This is a genomic window from Limnohabitans radicicola (assembly GCF_014837235.1).
Classification (GTDB): Bacteria; Pseudomonadota; Gammaproteobacteria; order Burkholderiales; family Burkholderiaceae_C; genus Limnohabitans_A; species Limnohabitans_A radicicola.
Genome location: NZ_JACYFT010000002.1, coordinates 450757 through 467363, shown reverse-complemented (window position 1 = coordinate 467363; position 16607 = coordinate 450757). Strand labels below are relative to the sequence as shown.

The following is a 16607-nucleotide window of genomic DNA, read 5'->3' as shown; positions in this document are numbered from 1 at the left end:
CCCGGGACATGCACACCCCCTGCATCCCCGGGTTTTTCATGGGTACCCACTCAGGCCCGGCATGACCGATTTCACCCACCGCACCGCCACCGAACTGCTCGCATGCTTGCGTGCAGGCGAAGTCACCAGCAGCCAATTGCTGGCTCAGCACATCGCCCGTGTGGAGCAACTCGACAGCCGCATCAACGCCGTGGTGGTGCGCAGCTTTGAAGCCGCCCGCGAACGCGCCGCTGCCGCCGACGCGGCCCGCGCGCGAGGAGAAGACTGGGGGCTGCTGCACGGCCTGCCCATGACCGTCAAGGAATCCTTCGACCTGCCAGGCACCCCCACTTGCTGGGGCTTTCCGGACTACAAAGACAACATCGCCCAGCAGCCCGCCCTGGCCGTGCAGCGCCTGCTGGACGCAGGGGCTGTGGTCTTTGGCAAGACCAATGTGCCCGTCGCTTTGGGCGACTGGCAATCGTTCAACCCGGTCTATGGCACCACCCACAACCCCTGGGACCTGACGCGCACGCCCGGTGGATCGTCTGGCGGGGCCAGCGCCGCGCTGGCCGCAGGCATGACCCCGCTGGAGCTGGGCAGCGACATCGGTGCCTCGATCCGCAACCCGGCGCATTACTGCGGCGTGTACGGCCACAAACCCACCTGGGGTGTGGTGCCCATGCAAGGCCACCAGCTGCCAGGGGTTCGCTGCATCGACAGCCTGGACATTGCTGTGGCCGGGCCACTGGCGCGCAGTGCCCAGGACCTGCAACTGGCCATGCAGGTGCTGACCACACCCCTGGAGCAGTTCGGACCACTGGGCTGGACACCCGCACAATGGCGGCAGACCGACAAAGCACCCTGGCAATGCCGCGTGGCCATCGTTTACGACGACCCCGAGGCGCAGGTCGACAACAGCATTCAGGACCGCTTGCATGCGCTGGCCGATTTTTTGCGCTCGCAAGGCGTGACCGTGCTGGACGACCACCGCCCGGTGGACAGCGCGCAGTCGCACCGCGTGTACTTGTACCTGCTGCGCTCGGCCACGGGGGCCTGGCTGGACGACGCGACCTTTGCCCGCTTTCAGGCACTGGCCGCACAGAGCGATCCGGCACTGGACACCATGCGCGAGCGTGTCTGGCGCGGCAGCACGATGACACACCGCGACTGGGTCGAGTTTGCCCAGCAACGCGCCGTGCTGCGGGCGCAGTGGCACAGCTACTTTGACACGGTGGACCTGCTGATCACCCCGGTGGCCACGTCGCCCGCCTTTTTGCACAACCAGCAAGGCGAACGCTGGGAGCGAATGCTCCAGGTCAACGGCCAGGACCAGCCCCACACCGACAGCCTGTTCTGGGCGGGCTACCCCGGCGTGGTGGGCTTGCCCGCCACCGCGATCCCGATCGGGCAAAGCCCGGGCGGTCTGCCCGTCGGGGCGCAGATCATTGGCAACAGCTTTGCCGACCCCCTGTGCCTGAACATGGCCCGTTGGCTTGAAACCGAATGGTGCGGCTTTGTGCCGCCCCCACTGACCTGGACCTGAAAGCACACCCCGAATGACCGTCCCTACCGAGATCACCGACTTCAACGCCAGCGAACTGTCCGAGCGCATCCACCAGCGTCAGGTTTCTTGCACCGAGGTGATGCAGGCTTATCTGGCCCGCATCGCGCAGATCAACCCCACCTACAACGCCATCGTCAACCTCGCCCCGACCGATACCCTGCTGGCCCAAGCCCGGGCCTGCGACGCCGAGCTGGCGCTCGGCCAGTCTCGCGGCTGGCTGCACGGCATACCCCAGGCCATCAAGGACACCGGGCACGCTCTGGGCTTTCCGACCACCTTTGGCAGCACCGTGCTGCAAGCGGCCCTGCCTGCCAAGGACAGCATCATGACCGAGCGCATGAAGGCGGCGGGCGCGATTGTGATCGGCAAAACCAACATGCCCGAGCTGGGCTTGGGCTCACACACCTTCAACACCCTGTTTGGTGCCACGCCCAACGCCTGGGACACGGCGGTGAGCGCAGGCGGCAGTAGCGGCGGCGCGGCCGTGGCTCTGGCCCAGCGCCTGCTGCCCGTGGCCGACGGCTCGGACTTCATGGGCAGCCTGCGCAACCCGGCAGGCTGGAACCACATTTTTGGCATGCGCCCCTCGCAAGGCCGCGTGCCTTTTGGCCCCGGGGCCGATGTGTGGGTGGACCAGCTGGGCACCGAAGGCCCCATGGCCCGCAGCGTGCGCGACCTGGCACACCTGCTGGCCACGCAATCCGGCCATGACGCCCGCCAACCTTTGTCCATCAACGGCAAGGTCGACGCATCCGGCTTGCAGTACACGCCTAATGCCCTGCGCGGTTTGCCTGGCCTGCGTATAGGCTGGCTGGGCGACCTGAACGGCCATCTGGCCATGGAGGACGGCATTCTGGACGTGTGCCAAGAGGCGCTGCAGCACATGGCGGACCACGGTACCCAGGTGGAGGCGATCAGTCTGGGCTTTGACCCGCAAGCCTTGTGGGACTGCTGGCTGGTCTGGCGCCGAGCGCTGGTCGGACCCAAGGTGGCGGCCTTGCTGCAAATTCCGGGCGCCAAAAACCAACTCAAACCCGAAGCCCTGTGGGAGCACGAGAACTCGCTCAAGCTCTCGTTCATGGACTTCATGCAGGCCAGCCAGACGCGCAGCGTGTTCTACCAGCACCTGCTGGGCCTGTTCGGCCAGTACGATGTGCTGGCCCTGCCCGTGGCGCAGACCTGGCCGTTTGCGCTGCAAGAGCGCTGGCCACAAGCCATTGGCGCGCGCCGCATGGACACCTACCACCGCTGGATGGAATGCACCATCTACGCCACGCTGGCGGGCCTGCCCGCCATCAGCCTGCCCGCAGGCTTTCACCCCACCCAGCCCTGGCCCATGGGCATCCAGCTGATCGGCAAACCGCAGGGCGACCTGGAACTGCTGCAGATCGCGGCGGGCTACGAAGCAGTACGCAGCGACTGGCTGCAGCGTCGGCCTGGCTGAGCCTGCGCTGTCTCAGGCTGCCGCCAGCCGACCCGGGTGACTTTTGGCCCCCCGTGCACCGTAGCGGCTCATATCGAGCCCTTCGGTGCGGATGGCCGGCTGGCGACCCGAGATCAGATCGGCCAGCAGCTGCGCACTGCCGCAGGCCATGGTCCAGCCCAGCGTGCCGTGGCCGGTGTTGAGGTAAAGCCCGCGCAGCGGTGTGGCACCCACCAGCGGGGTGCCGTCCGGCGTCATGGGGCGCAGGCCCGTCCAGAACTGGGCCTGGGCCAGGTCACCGCCCGGAAACAGTTCGCGGGTCACTTTCTCCAGCGTCGCACGGCGGCGCGGGTTCAGCCGCAGGTCAAACCCGGCCAACTCGGCCATGCCGCCCACCCGCAGGCGGTCCCCCAGGCGGGTCAATGCGATCTTGTAGGTCTCGTCCAGCACGGTCGATTGCGGTGCCAGCGAGGCATCCGACAGCGGCATGGTGAGCGAATACCCTTTGACCGGGTAGACCGGAATGTCCAGCCCCAATGGCTGCAGCAAGTCACGCGAATAACTGCCTGCGGCCAGAACCACCGCATCGGCCAGCAAACGCTCCCCGGGTGCACCGGTGGGACTCGCCAGCTGCAAGCCCGTGACACGATCACCTTCACGCACCAACGACTGTGCATTGCAAGACAGACGCAGCTTCAAGCCCAAGGCACTGGCGCGTTCTGCCAGTTGGCGGGTGAACAAATGACAGTCGCCGGTCTCGTCGTTGGGCAGGCGCAAACCACCGCTGATCGCCACCTGGGCCTTGGCCAGCGCAGGCTCAGCCTGGATGACTCCGGCAGCGTCAAGAAGTTCAAAAGGCACGCCGCAGTCCTGCAGCACGGCCACATCGCGCGCTGCGGCATCGAGCTGGGCCTGACTGCGAAACAGCTGCAACGTCCCCTGACTGCGCGCGTCATAGGCCAGCCCGGTCTCAGCGCGCCAGGCCCGCAGGCAGTCGCGGCTGTACTCGGACAGGCGCATCATGCGTTCTTTGTTGACAGCGTAGCGGTCGGCCGAGCAGTTGGCCAGCATGGCCGCCATCCAGCGCCACTGGAACAGGCTGCCGTCCGGGCGAAAGGCCAGCGGCGCATGGGTCTGGAACAACCACTTCAATGCCTTGAACGGGATGCCCGGCGCGGCCCAGGGCGTCGAATACCCCGGAGACACCTGACCCGCATTGGCAAAACTGGTCTCCTGCGCCACATGGGGCTGTCGCTCGACCAAGGTGACCTCTGCGCCCTGGCGCAACAGCGCCCAGGCTGTGCTGACCCCGATCACGCCCCCACCCAACACCACAACTTTCATGCTCAAACTCCGTTTGACTTGATATTGGGTGATGTTATGAATTGAATACAGAAAACTTTTCTGAATTAATTAGGTACTCCAGGCAAATTGACTGCAAAATCAGCAACAAACCACGGCTGAGCCGCACAATGTCCGAACCCGACCGCATTGACCTGAAAATCCTCGACCTTTTGCAGCGCAACGGCCGCATGTCGGTCACCGAAGTGGGCGAACAGGTGGGCCTGTCCACCTCGCCCTGCTCCGAGCGCATCAAACGTCTTGAACGCCAGGGCCTGATCACCGGCTACCACGCGCGGGTGGACCCGGTGCAACTGGGCAAGCCGCTGCTGGTGTTCATCGAAATCACGCTGTCGCAGAAATCGCCGCAGGTGTTCGAAACCGTGCGGCGCGAGGTGGGCCTGATGCCCGAAGTGCTCGAATGCCACCTCGTCTCGGGCAGCTTTGATTACCTGGTCAAGGCGCGTTTGCGTGCGATGAGCGATTACCGCGAACTGCTGGGCACCATCCTCAACAAGATCCCGGTGCCGGCACAGTCCAACAGCTATGTGGTGATGGAAGAAATCAAGGAAAGCACGGTCCTGGCGCTGGACCGCTGAGCCCTACAGGACGCGAGGGCTCAGGCCGCTCGGCGCCCGCACCACAGCCACAGCAGTGCGCCACCCACGATCATCGGCACGCACAGCCACTGGCCCATGCTCATGCCCAAGCTCAGCAGGCCCAGGTGGGCGTCGGGTTCACGGAAGAACTCGGCCGCAAAGCGGAACACGCCGTAGCCAAACAAAAAGGCCGCCGCCACCTGCCCTTGCTGGCGCGGCTTGCGGGCGTAGAGCCACAGCAGCACAAACAGCAGCAGCCCTTCCATCAGGAATTGGTAAATCTGTGAGGGGTGGCGCGGCAAGTCGCCCGCACCCCTGAACAGCATGGCCCAGGGCAGGGACGGGTCGGCCACGCGGCCCCACAGTTCGCCATTGATGAAGTTGCCCACACGCCCCGCTGCCAGCCCGGTGGGCACACAGGGCGCCACAAAGTCCATGACCTGCAGGAAAGGCCGTTGGCGCGAGACCGCAAACCAGACCATGGCCGCGATCACGCCCAGCATGCCGCCATGAAAGCTCATGCCCCCCTGCCAGACGGCAAAGATTTCCAGCGGATGCATTGCGTAGTAGCCGGGTTTATAGAACAGGCAGTAACCGATCCGCCCGCCGAGGATCACCCCCAGCACGCCAAGGAACAGGATGTCTTCGATGTCGCGGCGCGTCCACTCGGGCAGCCTGGCAAACGGCAGGTGCTGGAGGCGGTGTGTGCCCAGCCCGTAAAACAAACCGAAGGCCGCAAGGTAGGTCAGCCCGTACCAGTGCACGGCCAGAGGGCCCAGTTGCAGGGCGACGGGATCGATTTGGGGGTGGATCAGCATGGTGAGCGATTGTGCCCGCAATCTGGGGCGCGCATCACCCTGCCGATCAACCGATGTGCATCAATCGAGCAGTGACAGGTCGCGCACAGCGCCCTTGTCAGCACTGGTGGCCAGCAAGGCGTAGGCCTTGAGGGCGGCAGACACCTTGCGTGGGCGGGGCAGCGCAGGCTTCCAGCCCAGCTGGTCCTGCTCGGCGCGGCGCTTGGTCAGCTCCTCGTCGCTCACCAGCACGTTGATGGTCCGGTTGGGGATGTCGATGCGGATGCGGTCGCCGTTGCGCACCAGGCCGATGTTGCCGCCAGCGGCGGCCTCAGGCGAGCAGTGGCCGATCGACAGGCCGGATGTGCCGCCAGAGAAGCGGCCATCGGTCAGCAGCGCACAGGCTTTGCCCAGGCCTTTGGACTTGATGTAGCTGGTGGGGTAGAGCATTTCCTGCATGCCGGGGCCGCCCTTGGGGCCTTCGTAGCGCACGACCACCACATCACCCGCCTTGACCTTGTCGCCCAGGATGTTCTCCACGGCTTCGTCCTGCGACTCGACCACATGGGCCGGGCCTTCGAAGACCAGCAGGCTGTCGTCCACGCCCGCAGTCTTGACCACACAACCGTCCAGAGCAATGTTGCCACGCAGCACGGCCAAGCCGCCTTCCTTGCTGAAAGCGTGCTCGTAGGAGCGGATGCAGCCTTCCTGGCGGTCGGTGTCCAGGCTGGGCCAGCGGGCCGACTGGCTAAAAGCCACCTGGGTCGGGATGCCGCCGGGGCCTGCCATATAGAAGGTCTTGACGGCGTCGGACGGGTTGCGGGCAATGTCCCACTGGTCCAGCGCGTCCTTCATGGTCTTGGCGTGCACGGTGGGCACATCGGTGTGCAGCTTGCCGGCACGGTCCAGCTCGCCCAGGATGGCCATGATGCCGCCCGCGCGGTGCACGTCTTCGATGTGGTACTTGTTGGTGTTGGGCGCCACCTTGCACAGCTGCGGGATCACGCGCGACATGCGGTCGATGTCCGCCATGGTGAAGTCGATCTCGGCCTCTTGGGCAATCGCCAACAGGTGCAGGATGGTGTTGGTGGAGCCGCCCATGGCGATGTCCAGCGCGATCGCGTTTTCAAAGCCCTTGAAGCCCACGGCGCGCGGCAGGATCGAGGCTTCGTCCTGCTCGTAGTAGCGCTTGGCCAGCTCCACGATCTTGTGGCCTGCCTGCTTGAACAGCTGCTCGCGGTCGGCGTGGGTGGCCACCACGGTGCCGTTGCCCGGCAGGGCCAGACCCAGCGCTTCAGCCAGGCAGTTCATGGAGTTGGCGGTGAACATGCCCGAGCACGAGCCGCAGGTCGGGCAAGCCGAGCGCTCGATCTCTGCCAGGTCGCTGTCCGACACCTTGCTGTCGGCGGCCATGACCATGGCGTCGATCAGGTCGAGCTTCTTGATCTCGATGGTCTGGGTGGTGGGGTTGGCCAGTTTGGCCTTGCCGGCTTCCATGGGGCCGCCAGAGACAAAAACCACCGGGATGTTCAGGCGCATGGCGGCCATCAGCATGCCGGGCGTGATCTTGTCGCAGTTGGAGATGCAGACCATCGCATCGGCGCAATGGGCGTTGACCATGTATTCGACCGAGTCGGCAATCACGTCGCGGCTGGGCAGCGAATACAGCATGCCGTCGTGGCCCATGGCGATGCCATCGTCCACGGCAATGGTGTTGAATTCCTTGGCCACACCGCCTGCCGCCTCGATCTCGCGGGCCACCAGTTGGCCCAGGTCCTTCAGGTGCACGTGGCCGGGCACGAACTGGGTGAAGGAGTTGACCACCGCGATGATGGGCTTTTGAAAATCGTCGTCCTTCATGCCGGTGGCGCGCCACAGGGAACGGGCACCCGCCATGTTGCGGCCAGCGGTGGAGGTCTTGGAACGGTAAGCGGGCATCGGAGGGCTCCAGTCAATGTCAAAAACTGGCTGGATTATGGCCCAGCCCAATGGCCTTGTTGGCCTTTCTGAGGATAGCCCGATCGCCCGTACGTCCATTTCAGGACGCCGCGCCCCGCGCTACACTTGCACTCAAGTTCCAAATCCTTCTTTCTTCCACCCTGTTTCACCAAGGAATCGACATGAAAAAAATCGTCACAGCCCTGACACTGACCGCTGCGGCCATCGCGCCAGCCATGGCAGATGAGGCACTGGCCAAAGCCAAAAATTGCATGGCCTGCCACGCCGTCGCCAACAAAGTGGTTGGCCCTGCTTACAAAGACGTGGCGGCCAAATACAAAGGCGACAAAGCCGCCGTCGACAAACTGGCCACCAAAATCATCAAGGGCGGCTCCGGCGTCTGGGGTGCCATCCCCATGCCTGCCAACCCGCAAGTCAACGAAGCCGAGGCCAAAAAACTGGCCGCCTGGGTGCTGAGCGCCAAATAAACCCCGGCACCCGATGGGGGCGATCACCGGATCGATCTCGGGTCAGCCCCATCCAAGCGCCCAAACAAAAGCCCGCTCAAGCGGGCTTTTGTCTTTGCACAGAATGCATCAAGTGCTGGCTTGTTTGCGCAAAGCCGCATCCCGAATGGCGCTGAGAGTGCCGCGCGTTGTGATCACATCGGGCAGCATCATCAACTCCATCAGCACCCCTTTGTCGCTGGCCAAGGCCTGCAGCAGCAAAGGCTCAAACTCATCGGTCTTGTGCACGCGGTACGCGTCATAGCCGTAAGCCTTGGCCAACCCCACAAAATCGGGATTGGACAGCGACGAGCCGCTGACGTGCTCCGGGTATTCGCGCTCCTGGTGCATGCGGATCGTGCCGTACATGCCGTTGTTCAAAACCAGGATGATGGAACGCCCCCCGTGCTGAACGGCCGTGGCCAGCTCCTGGCCGTTCATCAAAAAGTCACCGTCCCCAGCGATCGTGAATGCCACGCGCCCACTCACCAAGTTGGCCGCAATGCCGGCAGGCACGCCATAACCCATGGAACCCACGGTCGGGGCCAATTGCGTCTTGTGTCCCTTGGCCAATCCATGATGACGAAAGAAGCGGTGCACCCAGCTGGCAAAGTTGCCCGCACCGTTGGTGAGCACCGCATCTTCGGGCAGGTGTTTCTGCAAGGACGCCACGATGGTGGGCATGTCAATGTCACCAGGCAGCGATTGGGGCACGAGGTTGGCCAGGTAGTCCTGGTGCACGGCCTTTGACCATTCGGCCCAGGGCAACTCCAGCGGCGCGGTCAACACCTCCAGGCTGCGTGCGGCAGCGTTCATGGTGGCGCACAGGGCCAAGTCCGGCTGGTACACCCGGTTGAGCTCTTCAGCACTGGCGTGGATGTGGATCAGCTTTTGCTTGGGCCGAGGGGCTTGGATCAGCGTGTAGCCTCCGGTCGTCATCTCGCCCAGGCGCGGGCCGATGGCCAAAATCAGATCGCTGTTCTGGATGCGCTGCGCCAGCGCCGGGTTGATGCCGATGCCGACATCGCCCGCATACAAAGGGTGGTGGTTGTCGAAGGTGTCCTGAAACCGGAAGGCATTGCCCACAGGCAGTTGCCAGTTCTCTGCAAAGCGCTGCAAGGCCTGCGCGGACTGCGGCGTCCACCCTGCCCCGCCCACGATCACCATGGGCTGGCGGGCAGCGAGCAGCATTTCACGCAACTGGCGCATCGCCCCCGGGTCACACCACGCAGCCACAGGCTCCACCCTGGGCAAAGGCTGCACAGCAGCATCGACCGGCTGGGTCAGCATGTCTTCGGGCAACACCAGCACCACCGGGCCGGGTCGGCCGTTCATGGCCGTGGCAAACGCCCGGGCCACATATTCGGGCAAACGGGCCGGATCGTCGATGCGCTCCACCCGCTTGGCCATGCCTTTGGTGGAGGGTCCGAAAAAGTGGGTGTAATCGACCTCCTGAAAGGCCTCACGGTCACGCGTGTCGCTGGCCACATCGCCCACAAACAGGACCATGGGGGTCGAGTCCTGAAAAGCCGTGTGGACCCCGATGGAGGCGTTGGTGGCGCCAGGCCCACGCGTCACAAAGCACACCCCGGGCCGCCCGGTCAGCTTGCCCTGCGCCTCGGCCATGAAGGCGGCTCCGCCCTCTTGGCGGCAGGTGATGAAGCGCAAGCTGTCGCGGTGATGGTGCAGCCCGTCGAGGACGGCCAGATAGCTCTCGCCCGGCACGCCAAACGCATGGGTAACGCCCTGGGCCAGGAGGCATTCGACAAGGAGGTGGCCCGCAATTCTTGCTGTCATGCAGGCATTGTGCCGACTGTTCAAGCACCCGGATGTCGCGCGCGCGCCGCCACCATGCGGCCTGCACCCCAGCCCGAACTCAGGCCGAGCGGGTGCGCTGCCCCACGCCCAACGCGGCCCCCACACTGAACAGCAGGATCAGGGCCGCGCTGAGCAAGGTGGCGGTGTACCAGCCCTGGTCCATGAAGTAACCAAAGACCACCGGGGCCAGGGCAAAGCCCACATCCAGCCCGGAATACACCAGCCCATAGACACGCCCGGTGGCACCTTTGGGTGTGGCCTTCTTGATCATCATGTCGCGGCTCGGGCCACCCACGCCCACGGCAAAGCCCGTGGCCGCCAACACCACCAAGGTGCCCATCTGGCCAAAAATGCCGCTGGCGCACAAGGCCATGCAAACCGCTGCTGCCGTCAAACACAGGGCCACCACGCGGTCACTGTGGCCCGGGTAGCGTGCCGCCACAAAGCCCCCCGCCAGCATGCCCACCGCGCCGCACAGCATGTAGGCCGTGAGCGTCATGGAGGCCATCTCCAGCGGAATGCCGTGCAGGGCCTTGAGGATGGGCACCGAGAAGTTCTGCACCACCGCCAGCGTCATGGTCGACAACAAAAAGAAGGCGAAACACCACCAGACCACCGGCAGCCGGGTGAAGGCCAGGTCCGACTCCGTCGCCGAAGCGCTCGAAGCTTGGCGGTGCGGCGTGGTCAGCAAATGCTCTTTTTGCAACACCAGCAACACCAGAATGCCCGCATACAAGCCCGCTGCTGCAAGGTAGGCCGTGCGCCAGTCTGCCGCTGCCGTCCAGAAGGTGAGGAACACTGGCGCAGCCGCCCACCCCAGGTTGCCCGTCAAGCCATGCACGCTGAAGGCGTAGCCCAGGCGCGGGGTGGAGACACGTTGGTTGAGGATGGTGAAATCCACCGGATGGAAGGCGCAGTTGCCCATGCCCGCCAGCACGGCGGCCAGCACCATCGTGGGGTAGCTGTCGGCGTGTGCTGCGGCCAGGCAGGCCAGCACGAACAGCAGCACCGAAGACCACATCACAGGCCGTGCGCCCAGACGGTCCACCACAAAGCCTGCCGTCGCCTGCCCGACTCCGGAGACCACAAAAAACACCGTGGACAAAAGCCCGAGTTCGGAAAAAGACCAGCCGAATTCCTTCATGAACACCGGGAACATGACGGGCAAAAGCAGATGCGAAAAATGCGAGCTGGCATGGGCCAGGCCCACCAAGCCCATGACCGAGGCGTCAGAGCGGAACGAATCGGTGGGGGTGGAGACAGCAGCGGTGTTCATGGGCATTGGACAGCAAAAAGCCAGCAGTTTGGCGGACGATCATACGATCAAACCCGCCAGACTGCTGGCTCGCAGCGGCCAACGCCAAGGTGCGAGCGGCGCTCGCTTCAGTCCTGAGGCGCTTGCGAAGTGAACTCGAAGACACCAGGCTGGCGCACCGGATCGACCGAGACGACGATGCGGCTCTTGGGCAAAAAACGACCTTCAAGCAACTGACGCGACAAAGGGTTTTCCAGCCGCTGCTGAATCGCCCGTTTGAGTGGCCGTGCGCCAAAGACCGGATCGAAGCCAACCTTGGCCAACTCGCCGATGGCCGCGTCCGAGACCTCCAGCTCCAGCTCGACACGTGCCAGGCGTTCGCGCAAGGACTGCAACTGGATGCGGGCAATCGAGGCGATATTGGCCGCGTCCAGACCGTGGAACACCACCGTCTCGTCAATGCGGTTGAGGAACTCGGGGCGGAAATGGCTCTTGAGCTCGTCCCACACCGCGTCCTTGATGTCCTCGTAGGGCTGACCCACCATGGCCTGGATCTGGTGCGAGCCAATGTTGGAGGTCATCACGATCACCGTGTTCTTGAAGTCAACCGTGCGGCCTTGGCCATCGGTGAGGCGGCCATCGTCGAGCACCTGCAGCAGGATGTTGAACACATCCGGATGCGCTTTCTCCACCTCGTCGAGCAAGACCACGCTGTAGGGTTTGCGGCGCACCGCTTCGGTCAGGTAACCGCCCTCCTCGTAGCCCACATAGCCCGGAGGCGCACCGATCAGTCGGGCCACCGAATGCTTTTCCATGAACTCGCTCATGTCGATGCGGATCAGGTGCTCGGCCGAATCAAACAGGAAGGAGGCCAGCGCCTTGCACAGCTCGGTCTTGCCCACACCCGTGGGACCCAGGAACAGAAAAGAGCCGGTGGGACGATTGGGGTCAGACAAACCGGAGCGCGAACGCCGGATGGCGTTGGAGACGGCAGAGATGGCTTCGTCCTGACCGACCACACGCTCGTGAAGCTTGCCCTCCATCTGGAGCAATTTTTCGCGCTCGCCTTGCATCATCTTGGACACCGGGATGCCCGTGGCGCGCGATACGACTTCCGCGATTTCTTCGGCCCCCACCTGGGTGCGCAGCAAACGGTGCTGCACATTCTGACCCGGCGCAGACTCCTTGGCGGCGGCCTCCTTGAGGCGTTTTTCCAACTCGGGCAACTTGCCGTATTGCAGCTCGGCGACCTTGTTGAAGTCGCCTTTGCGTGTGAGCTCCTCGATCTGTTGGCGCAGCAGGTCGATCTCTTCTCGCACATGCTTGCTGCCCTGGGCCTGCGCTTTTTCAGCGTGCCAGATTTCTTCCAGGTCTGCCGCTTCCTTTTGCAGTTTGACGATCTCTTCTTCAATCAGTCCCAGGCGCTTTTGGGAAGCCTCGTCGGTCTCCTTGCGCACGGCTTCGCGCTCGATCTGCAACTGGATCAAACGGCGGTCCAGCTTGTCGATGATTTCGGGCTTGGAGTCGATCTCGATCTTGATCTTGGCCGCAGCTTCGTCGATCAGGTCGATCGCCTTGTCAGGCAGGAAACGGTCGGTGATGTAGCGGTGGCTGAGTTCGGCCGCCGCGACTATGGCCGGGTCGGTGATGTCCACGCCGTGGTGCACTTCGTACTTTTCCTGCAAGCCACGCAAAATTGCGATGGTGGCCTCCACCGTGGGCTCGTTGACGATGATTTTCTGGAAACGGCGCTCCAGTGCGGCATCCTTTTCGATGTACTTGCGGTATTCATCGAGCGTGGTGGCGCCCACGCAATGGAGCTCACCGCGTGCCAATGCAGGTTTGAGCATGTTGCCCGCGTCCATGGCACCTTCGGCTTTGCCAGCCCCCACCATGGTGTGCAACTCGTCGATGAAAACGATGGTCTGACCTTCATCCTTGGCCAGCTCATTGAGCACGTTTTTCAGGCGTTCTTCGAATTCGCCACGGAACTTCGCGCCCGCCAGCAAAGCCGCCATGTCGAGCGACAGCACACGCTTGCCTTTGAGTGAATCGGGCACCTCCCCCGCCACGATGCGCTGGGCCAGGCCTTCCACAATCGCTGTTTTACCCACGCCCGGCTCGCCAATGAGCACCGGATTGTTCTTGCTGCGGCGCTGCAGCACCTGAATGGCGCGGCGGATTTCATCGTCGCGACCAATGACAGGGTCAAGCTTGCCCTGGCGCGCCCGCTCGGTCAGGTCAAGACAATACTTCTTGAGTGCCTCGCGCTGACCCTCGGCATCGGCACTGCCCACGTTCTGACCTCCGCGCACCGCTTCAATGGCGATTTCCAGGCTTTTGCGACTGAGGCCATGCTCCTTGGCCAGTCGCCCCGCTTCGCCTTTGCTGTCGGTGACCGCCAGCAAAAACAGTTCGCTGGCGATGAAGGCGTCCCCGCGTTTGATGGACTCTTTCTCGGCCGCCTGCATGAGCTTGACCAACTCCGGGCCGACCTGCACCTGGTCTTGTCCGCTGACTTGCGGCAAGCGCTTGAGTGCGGCTTCGGCCCCAATGGCCAAAGCGTCCACCTGCACGCCTGCGCGTTGCAGCAAGGCACGCGGTCCCTCGTCCTGGCGCAGCATGGCTGCCAGAACATGCACAGGCTCGATGTAGGCATGGTCGTTGCCCAAAGCCAGAGTTTGGGCTTCGGCCAGCGCCTCTTGGAATTTGGTGGTGAGTTTGTCGATTCGCATAAAAATCTCCGGTTGAACAGCAACTTGGGCTGACTGCCCTGATTTCAAGGCCCGAAGCACTGCCTGGATTTGCCTAAAATCAAACCATGAGCATCCACCAGTTGTCTGTCAGCCACGATGAACGCCAGGACCGCCTGCTTTGGCGTCTGAACACACTGGACGGTCAGGAGTTTCAGTTCTGGCTCACACGCCGCATGCTGACACGTTTGTGGCCCGCCATGAACCAGTCGCTGCTCAAATGGCATGCCAGCGCACCCGGACTGGCTGCGTCGGACACGATTTCACTGCAAATGCTCAGGGACTTCAAACGCGATAACCTGATGGCGAGCGCCGATTTCAAGACACCCTTTGCGTCTGGTGCCAAGGAAAAACCGCTGGGTCAGGAACCCTTGTTGGTGACCGATGCCCATTTGTCAATGGACCCACAAGGGGGCATGGGCCTGCTGCTGGAGCAAAAGATCGGGGAGCACTGCAAGTCGTGCCAACTGAACCTGTCGGTGGATCTGGTTGAAGGCCTGCTGCTGCTGACCCAGCAGGCGCTGCAAAGCGCCGATTGGGCTTTGCCCACGACCGAAGGCGTGGCTTCAGAAGCCGCCAGCCCGGCCGAGGTCACCCCGCCCACCGCACAGAGCTACAAGCACTGAGGCGTTCAGGCGTTGGACGCCTGGATGCCCCAGCGCGCGAGCGCTGCATCGTCGCTCACACGGGCGTCAACCCACTGGGCGCCTTGCGGTGTTTCTTCTTTCTTCCAGAACGGCGCCTGGGTCTTGAGGTAGTCCATGAGGAACTCGCAAGCCTGGAAACTCTGACCCCGATGCGCCGACGTCACCGCCACCAACACGATCTGGTCGGCCGGGCGCAACACCCCGATGCGGTGGATCACCAGGGCCTCGTAAAAATCAAAGCGACGGTGCGCCTCTTCGATCATGGCCTCGATGGCTTTTTCGGTCATGCCCGGGTAGTGTTCGAGCTCCATGGTGCGGATTTCGTCGCCCGAAGCCCCGGTGATGGCCCGGGTGTCGCGCACCGTGCCCACAAAGCTGCACACCGCCCCCACACGCAGATCGTTCGCCCGCAGATGGGCCAACTCGTCCGAGAGGTTGAAATCTTCGTGCTGGATGCGGACCTGGGCCATGCCTTCAGCCTCCGGTCACGGGTGGGAAAAAACCAACCTCGGCCCCTGCCGCTACGGGCGTGGACGGCGTGGCCATCACCTGGTTGACCGCCACACGCACAGGGCGACCCTCGGCCAGCACCTCGGCATAAGCACCGCCGCGAGCGCGCAGCTCATTCAACAGGCCCGCCACATCTCTCGCGTGGCTTTCGACCATTTCGCTGGACAGGCCCAGCGCTTCGCGGATCGACGCAAAGTAACGCACCTGAAGGTTCATGACAACCACTCCGCAAAAGGCAAAAAGCGCACCACATCGCCATGCGCGATGGTCTGACCCGCCGGGTTGTCCACCACGCCATCGCCCCACGCAACCGAGGTCAGCACGCCCGAGCTTTGGTTCGGAAAGAGGTCGAGACCGCCTTGGTCGTTGCGGCGCACACGCAAAAACTCGCGGCGCTTGTCGCCCTTGGGCCAGTCGAAATGCGCAGGCAGCTGCAGCGATGGCACCATCAGGCGGCTCGCACCCTGCAGCTGGAGCAGCAAGGGCCGCACCATCAGCAAGAAGGTGATGTAGCTCGACACCGGGTTGCCAGGCAAGCCCACAAAGTGGGCCAGGCCAGGTTGGGTGCTGCGGCGCACATGGCCGTAGGCCAAGGGCTTGCCGGGCTTCATCGAAATTTGCCACAGGTCCAGCTGGCCCAGCGCCTGCACAGCGGGTTTGACATGGTCTTCTTCCCCCACCGACACCCCACCGCTGGTGAGGATCAGGTCATGGTGATCGGCCGCGGTTTTGAGCGCCGCCACCGTGGCATCGCGCTGGTCGGGCACGATGCCCAGATCGCTGACCTCGCAACCCATGCGGTGCAGCAAGGCTTTCAAAAAGAAGCGGTTGGAGTTGTAGATCGCGCCAGGCGGCAAGGCCTCGGGCGGTACATCGCCGGGCATGACGAGTTCGTCGCCGGTCGAGAAAAGCGCCACGCGCGGGCGCGGGGCCACAGGCAGATGCGACAGACCCAGACTGGCGGCCAAGCCCAGCTCGGCCGGTCCCAAGCGCAGCCCGGCCGCGAGCACCGTGGTGCCACGCGTCACATCTTCACCGCTGCGCCGCACCCATTGTCCGGCCCGAACAGCGCTGGACAGCCGGACCTGCGGCACGCCATCGGCTGGCGCAGCCAGCACTTCGGCCTCTTCCTGCATGACAACGGCATCGGCGCCAGGGGGCACAGGGGCCCCCGTGAAAATGCGGGCAGCTTCACCCGCTTGCAGGGCTTGCCCAGTGTGACCCGCGGCAATGCGTTGGGTGACCCGCAGCACCGAACCAGGAGCCGCAACATCGGCACTGCGCACGGCGTAACCGTCCATGGCGGAATTGTCAAAAGCCGGCACTTGCAGGTCCGAGACGATGTCGCGTGCCAGCACGCGACCGTCGGCATCGAAGGTGGCCACCGACTCCGTACCGGTCAATGGGTTGATGTGCGCCAGCAAACGCGCCAGCGCGTCATCCAAGGGCATCAGCGGGGCGCGGGGAGCGTTCA

14 protein-coding genes are annotated in these 16607 nt (G+C 63.8%); 5 read left to right on the top strand and 9 right to left on the bottom strand.

Annotation, left to right across the window (positions count from 1 at the left end):
* Positions 1-61 precede the first annotated feature (61 nt).
* Both IC609_RS10025 and IC609_RS10020 read left to right on the top strand, forming a co-directional pair.
* Positions 62-1525, top strand: a complete 1464-nt coding sequence (locus tag IC609_RS10025; protein ID WP_191819357.1) for an amidase — start codon at positions 62-64, stop codon at positions 1523-1525.
* 13 nt (positions 1526-1538) lie between these two features.
* A complete protein-coding gene (locus tag IC609_RS10020) occupies positions 1539-2990 on the top strand; it encodes an amidase (protein ID WP_191819356.1) in 1452 nt (483 codons plus the stop codon).
* Between the two features lie 12 nt (positions 2991-3002).
* Here the strand turns inward: IC609_RS10020 and IC609_RS10015 are convergent, their stop codons facing one another.
* Complete coding sequence (locus IC609_RS10015) at positions 3003-4313, bottom strand: D-amino acid dehydrogenase (protein WP_191819355.1); 1311 nt, start codon at positions 4311-4313, stop codon at positions 3003-3005.
* 128 nt (positions 4314-4441) lie between these two features.
* Here IC609_RS10015 and IC609_RS10010 point away from each other — a divergent pair, with 128 nt between their 5' ends.
* Positions 4442-4909: a winged helix-turn-helix transcriptional regulator gene (locus tag IC609_RS10010; protein WP_191819354.1), complete on the top strand. Its 468-nt coding sequence runs from the start codon at positions 4442-4444 to the stop codon at positions 4907-4909.
* 20 nt (positions 4910-4929) lie between these two features.
* On the opposite strand, the gene lgt is transcribed toward IC609_RS10010, so the two are convergent.
* Together lgt and ilvD are read right to left on the bottom strand one after the other, a co-directional pair.
* On the bottom strand, positions 4930-5727 hold the full coding sequence (gene lgt / locus IC609_RS10005) for a prolipoprotein diacylglyceryl transferase (RefSeq protein WP_191819353.1): 798 nt from the start codon (positions 5725-5727) through the stop codon (positions 4930-4932).
* A 60-nt stretch (positions 5728-5787) separates the two neighbouring features.
* Positions 5788-7644: a dihydroxy-acid dehydratase gene (ilvD, locus tag IC609_RS10000; protein WP_191819352.1), complete on the bottom strand. Its 1857-nt coding sequence runs from the start codon at positions 7642-7644 to the stop codon at positions 5788-5790.
* A gap of 182 nt (positions 7645-7826) precedes the next feature.
* Here ilvD and IC609_RS09995 point away from each other — a divergent pair, with 182 nt between their 5' ends.
* The gene (locus tag IC609_RS09995) at positions 7827-8132 is read left to right on the top strand and encodes a c-type cytochrome (protein WP_191819351.1); all 306 of its coding nucleotides are present in this window, start codon (positions 7827-7829) and stop codon (positions 8130-8132) included.
* Between the two features lie 108 nt (positions 8133-8240).
* Here IC609_RS09995 and IC609_RS09990 read toward each other — a convergent pair whose 3' ends face one another.
* The 3 genes from IC609_RS09990 to clpB all read right to left on the bottom strand — a co-directional run bounded on the left by IC609_RS09990 (position 8241) and on the right by clpB (position 13958).
* Positions 8241-9947 (bottom strand): thiamine pyrophosphate-binding protein, encoded by a 1707-nt coding sequence (locus IC609_RS09990; protein WP_191819350.1) that lies wholly within the window; start codon positions 9945-9947, stop codon positions 8241-8243.
* Positions 9948-10026: 79 nt separating this feature from the next.
* Positions 10027-11244: an MFS transporter gene (locus IC609_RS09985; protein ID WP_333473676.1), complete on the bottom strand. Its 1218-nt coding sequence runs from the start codon at positions 11242-11244 to the stop codon at positions 10027-10029.
* A gap of 107 nt (positions 11245-11351) precedes the next feature.
* Positions 11352-13958, bottom strand: coding sequence for an ATP-dependent chaperone ClpB (clpB, locus tag IC609_RS09980; protein ID WP_191819349.1), 2607 nt, complete (start codon positions 13956-13958; stop codon positions 11352-11354).
* An 86-nt stretch (positions 13959-14044) separates the two neighbouring features.
* Here clpB and IC609_RS09975 point away from each other — a divergent pair, with 86 nt between their 5' ends.
* Entirely contained in the window at positions 14045-14602 is a 558-nt protein-coding gene (locus IC609_RS09975; protein ID WP_191819348.1) for a hypothetical protein, read from the top strand.
* Positions 14603-14607: 5 nt separating this feature from the next.
* Here IC609_RS09975 and IC609_RS09970 read toward each other — a convergent pair whose 3' ends face one another.
* The 3 genes from IC609_RS09970 to IC609_RS09960 are packed head-to-tail and all read right to left on the bottom strand — an operon-like array spanning position 14608 to position 16584.
* Positions 14608-15093, bottom strand: a complete 486-nt coding sequence (locus IC609_RS09970; protein WP_191819347.1) for a molybdenum cofactor biosynthesis protein MoaE — start codon at positions 15091-15093, stop codon at positions 14608-14610.
* 4 nt (positions 15094-15097) lie between these two features.
* Positions 15098-15349 (bottom strand): MoaD/ThiS family protein, encoded by a 252-nt coding sequence (locus IC609_RS09965; protein ID WP_191819346.1) that lies wholly within the window; start codon positions 15347-15349, stop codon positions 15098-15100.
* Positions 15346-16584, bottom strand: coding sequence for a molybdopterin molybdotransferase MoeA (locus tag IC609_RS09960; RefSeq protein ID WP_225224157.1), 1239 nt, complete (start codon positions 16582-16584; stop codon positions 15346-15348). Before IC609_RS09960 ends, IC609_RS09965 begins: the two co-directional genes overlap by 4 nt.
* Positions 16585-16607: the final 23 nt, after the last annotated feature.